Raw genomic sequence first — 3,939 nt, 5'->3', positions numbered from 1 at the left:
CTCGCTTGTGCCTATATCTGGCTGAAATTATGAATGTTCAACACGCCCTATTCTAAAAAATAAAAAATTAGATTGAATTATATTTAGTCATTATTTTCTACGAGATCACCCTCCAATAGCTATCATAGTATTACTATCAGCAAATGTGCAGTTAGAGAAGTTATTACTGACAATAGTTAATGATGATAACCCCCCAAATATATTTAAACCAATAGGCTTAAGATCTATCATATTTATAACTAACCTATCGTCTACTACTCTGAACTGAATCAAGGAGTGACCGTTGAACTTTATTTCATCACCATATTCGGTTGAAAGCAAATCAAATCTTTCGTCAATAATTTTATTCTTTGATATTACATTATGAAATTTCTTAGATGTAGTTTCTTTTTTCTGAGAACTAAACCAAAGCAATGTTTTAGAGCTTTCTTTATCACGACCTATCAAAAAAATAGGATTTTCGTCAATACTAAAAATTATTTTACCATCGTCGAATATATTACTACAAACCCAAACTTTATTAAAAGGAATGTACTCTTTAGGTAGACTATTATTCATTTCCAAATCCTGCAGCTTTTGGTGTATTTTCTTTAAAGTGTTTTGCAATTTTTGAAATTTTTACTTTTTTTTCTGATGGCAGCATAAGATATAAACCTTCGAATGCTAAAGCTAGTGCTACTAGGATTGTTAGCGTTATAATTTCTGTGCTTGATACAGTTTCAATGCCATCAAGATACTTATGATTTATCCATTTAGCTAAAACAGTAATAGAAAAAACACTCGTACCAGTAAAAAAAGTGTGAGCCCAAATTGGCAATAAACTATTCACCTTCGTTAGCTTTAGAAAGTCACTATTCTCTAAAGGAAAAGGTGTATGTACTGTAGCTCCTCTATAAAGACCATCAGAACTGATTCTTATAGTCTTACTACTTTGCTTTGTTCCTTCCACTAGTTAATTTCCTTAATACATATCATAAAACTTATACATTTTACACTCCTGTGCAAAAATAGTACTCAAATAATCAACTTATTTTCATAATTCCATATAAAATTATTAGTAAGATAGCATAGAAACTCTACGCTCTCTACCCAAAAACCCTCTCCCAAAACTGCCTATCCATGCTAAATTAAACCCTATCAACGATACTCAATCGTACGCACCAACCATGCCATAAAAAAGGATTTTATAATGGTAGTGTTAAAAACCCTGTTTAAATGGATATTTTTACCTATTGTAGCGCTACTCATTATTATCAGCTTGGGCTTAGTGGTGACGGGCAATGCCTATATTTTTAGAGGTCTGCAACTCACTTATCTTAAAGGTGAAAATACCGCTAATATTGATGATTATGTAGATTTTGATAATCGTACTATTCGTGCTAAAGACCCTATCGAATGGGAGAAAAATCCCAACTTTGAGCAAGTCAAACTTACCCCAACTTTGCAGAATGCCTTAGATACCGATGAAACTGTCGCCTTTGCGATTATCAAAAACGGCAAGCTGCTGTACGAGAATTACTGGCAAGGTTACGATGAGAATTCACATACCAATAGCTTTTCGATGGCAAAAACCATCACGACCATGCTTTATCTTAAAGCCGTTGAAGACGGCTATATTGGTAGTGTCGATGAGCCGATTAGCAAGTGGCTGCCTGAATACGCAGGCAACAAATATGCGCAAAACTGCACGCTCGCAGATTTATCAGCGATGACCTCGGGTTATGATTGGACCGAGGACTATTATTTTCCGATCAATCCAACTGCTGAATCCTATTATGGCCATGACTTGGCCAAGCAAATGGTCAGTCGAGATTTTGTGCAAGAATGCGGCGGTCGGTTTGAATACTCCTCCGGTGATACGCAAATGCTTGGCATTGCATTATCACGGGCGCTCGCAGAGCATGGCTATACTATCTCTAGCTATTTAGAAGAGAAGTTTTGGCAACCACTTCGAATGCAAGGTGACGGCTATTGGTCACTTGATGGGGCAGGGAAAATTGAAAAAGTATATTGCTGTTTAAATGCCAGTGCTTTAGATTTTGCCAAATTTGGACAATTACTATTAAACGGTGGCGAATGGCAAGGTGAGCAACTGCTTAGCAAAGCGCACGTTGATTTTAAGATTACGCCCAATGCCGCAGCATTTGCAGAAGGGCAAGAGCAGGTTTACGGTCATTCGGTATGGACGGATATGAACAGTCCGATTCCATTTTACGCCATGCTTGGTCATTTAGGGCAGCGCGTATTAATGTTGCCAGAAGAGAACGCGATTATCGTTAGACTAGGTAAACAAAAAGGCTTACCCACTCCAGTAGAGGGTTTTCATTTAGAGCCAGATTTGGGTCAGTATGTGACTGAAGTGAAGAAAGTTTTGGATGGTTTGGTGGAGTGATGGGGTTGTTAGACCTTTCATACATTAGTAGCTATATGAGCTAAAAACTACTGGCTCATACAGCCGTCATTATCATTGGCTCCTGTTTTCAATATCACCTAATGTGAGACCAGTTTCTTGGGTGCTATAAATAACGATACCTTCATCGTCAATTTTACCATTCATGACCAATCTACCAATGCGATTGCTGGCTTCTTGATTGCCTTGGTTGGAGGCCTTTTTGTACCATTCAAAAGCTTCGTCATAGTCTTGAGGGACGCCATAGCCGTTTTCGTAGAGACCACCGATATTAAGTTGTGCCACATCTAACCCTTGATCAGCAGCTTTGGTATATGTAGTGGCATAATAAAATTGGACAGCGGCTAAGAGGTTATACTAACCCAAAGAGGAAAACAGTATGACCAACAAACGCAATCAATATACCCGAGAATTCAAACTTGAAGCCATCAGTTTAGTGACTGACCATAAGCGTAAAATACCCGACGTTGCTGAATCACTGGGCATTGGCAAATCCACTCTGCAGAAATGGCTGACTCAGTACCATCAATAAATAAATGGCCAAGCACCTAAAGTCGGCAATGCCTTAACAGATGAGCAGCGAGAGCTCCAAGAACTGCGTAAGCAGGTTAAGCGACTCACTATGGAGCGCGACATCTTAAAAAAGGCCTCCGCTCTGCTAGCATTGGACAGCCTAAACGGCTATCGCTGATTAGTGAGTTTGCAGAGCAAGACAAGCAGGTCAATAAAAGCCTTCTGTGCAAGCTGTTTGGCGTGATGAAGAGCAGCTACTATTATGGACTAAAGCCCAAGCCAATTAGCCTTGACACTGTCAAAACCAAAGTCTTAATACGCCAAGTATTTAACGAATCGAAGAAATCAGCAGGCGCTCGCAGCATTGCCGCTATACTAATGAATGAGCATAACATCGAACTGTCACGTTATATGGTAGGTAAACTCATGGCGCAGATGGGACTTCAAAGTCGTCAAATAAAAATGCATAAATATAAGCACGCTGATAACACGCGTAAAATCCATGGAAACCTATTGAACCGTAACTTTAGCCCAACAGCACCCAATCAAGTCTGGACAGGTGATGTCACTTATATACGCATCAAAGGCGGCTGGTGCTACCTAGCCGTTGTTTTAGACCTATATGCCCACCATCTTGTAATGCCTTTTTAGTGGATACATCAACCCATATTCCCAGTTCTTCATCAGACATTTCATCTACAGAATCTTTGTTGTCAGAAGCTGCAAAGTTAGAAAGTACAGTTTCTGGATCAGTTTTAGGAAACATCAAAGATGCTGCCTGCGCAATACTACCCACCTCAAATCCCGACTCCGCAAATGACTGCTGATTGGCAATCAGTTTAGCGCCGCAGCTGGTCACATCACCGCCACGTGCAATAGGCGCACCATCAACGATAAAGGATGCATCACCACTAACAATAGTGGTGACCTTTTTGTATTTTTTACAGATGACTTTATCGCCTTGACCCCTGCCGTCAAATCCGTACACATAAACTTGGGAGATTTTAGTTACGCAG

General features: G+C 39.6%; 7 protein-coding genes. 3 read left to right on the top strand and 4 right to left on the bottom strand.

Annotated elements, in window-relative coordinates; genetic code table 11:
• Positions 1-105: 105 nt before the first annotated feature.
• Both I3257_RS13980 and I3257_RS13975 read right to left on the bottom strand, forming a co-directional pair.
• Complete coding sequence (locus I3257_RS13980) at positions 106-558, bottom strand: hypothetical protein (RefSeq protein ID WP_055123576.1); 453 nt, start codon at positions 556-558, stop codon at positions 106-108.
• Positions 551-949 (bottom strand): hypothetical protein, encoded by a 399-nt coding sequence (locus I3257_RS13975; RefSeq protein WP_238050152.1) that lies wholly within the window; start codon positions 947-949, stop codon positions 551-553. The genes I3257_RS13980 and I3257_RS13975 overlap by 8 nt, the downstream gene beginning before the upstream one ends.
• Positions 950-1,189: 240 nt before the next feature.
• On the opposite strand from I3257_RS13975, the gene I3257_RS13970 reads away from it, so the two are divergent.
• A complete protein-coding gene (locus I3257_RS13970; protein WP_238050151.1) occupies positions 1,190-2,392 on the top strand; it encodes a serine hydrolase domain-containing protein in 1,203 nt (400 codons plus the stop codon).
• A gap of 72 nt (positions 2,393-2,464) precedes the next feature.
• Here I3257_RS13970 and I3257_RS13965 read toward each other — a convergent pair whose 3' ends face one another.
• A complete protein-coding gene (locus tag I3257_RS13965) occupies positions 2,465-2,695 on the bottom strand; it encodes an SEL1-like repeat protein (protein WP_055123573.1) in 231 nt (76 codons plus the stop codon).
• Positions 2,696-2,789: 94 nt separating this feature from the next.
• On the opposite strand from I3257_RS13965, the gene I3257_RS13960 reads away from it, so the two are divergent.
• Together I3257_RS13960 and I3257_RS13955 are read left to right on the top strand one after the other, a co-directional pair.
• Entirely contained in the window at positions 2,790-2,942 is a 153-nt protein-coding gene (locus I3257_RS13960) for a transposase (protein ID WP_238050150.1), read from the top strand.
• Between the two features lie 224 nt (positions 2,943-3,166).
• Positions 3,167-3,574 (top strand): IS3 family transposase, encoded by a 408-nt coding sequence (locus I3257_RS13955; protein WP_083475608.1) that lies wholly within the window; start codon positions 3,167-3,169, stop codon positions 3,572-3,574.
• Here I3257_RS13955 and I3257_RS13950 read toward each other — a convergent pair.
• The coding region (locus I3257_RS13950) for a PAAR domain-containing protein (protein ID WP_238050149.1) at positions 3,504-3,939 on the bottom strand (436 nt) is incomplete at its 5' end. The genes I3257_RS13955 and I3257_RS13950 overlap by 71 nt on opposite strands.

It is taken from the genome of Psychrobacter sp. Ps7, from assembly GCF_022129225.1.
In the GTDB taxonomy this organism is placed as follows: domain Bacteria; phylum Pseudomonadota; class Gammaproteobacteria; order Pseudomonadales; family Moraxellaceae; genus Psychrobacter; species Psychrobacter immobilis_A.
This window is presented reverse-complemented; position numbering and strand designations above follow the sequence as displayed.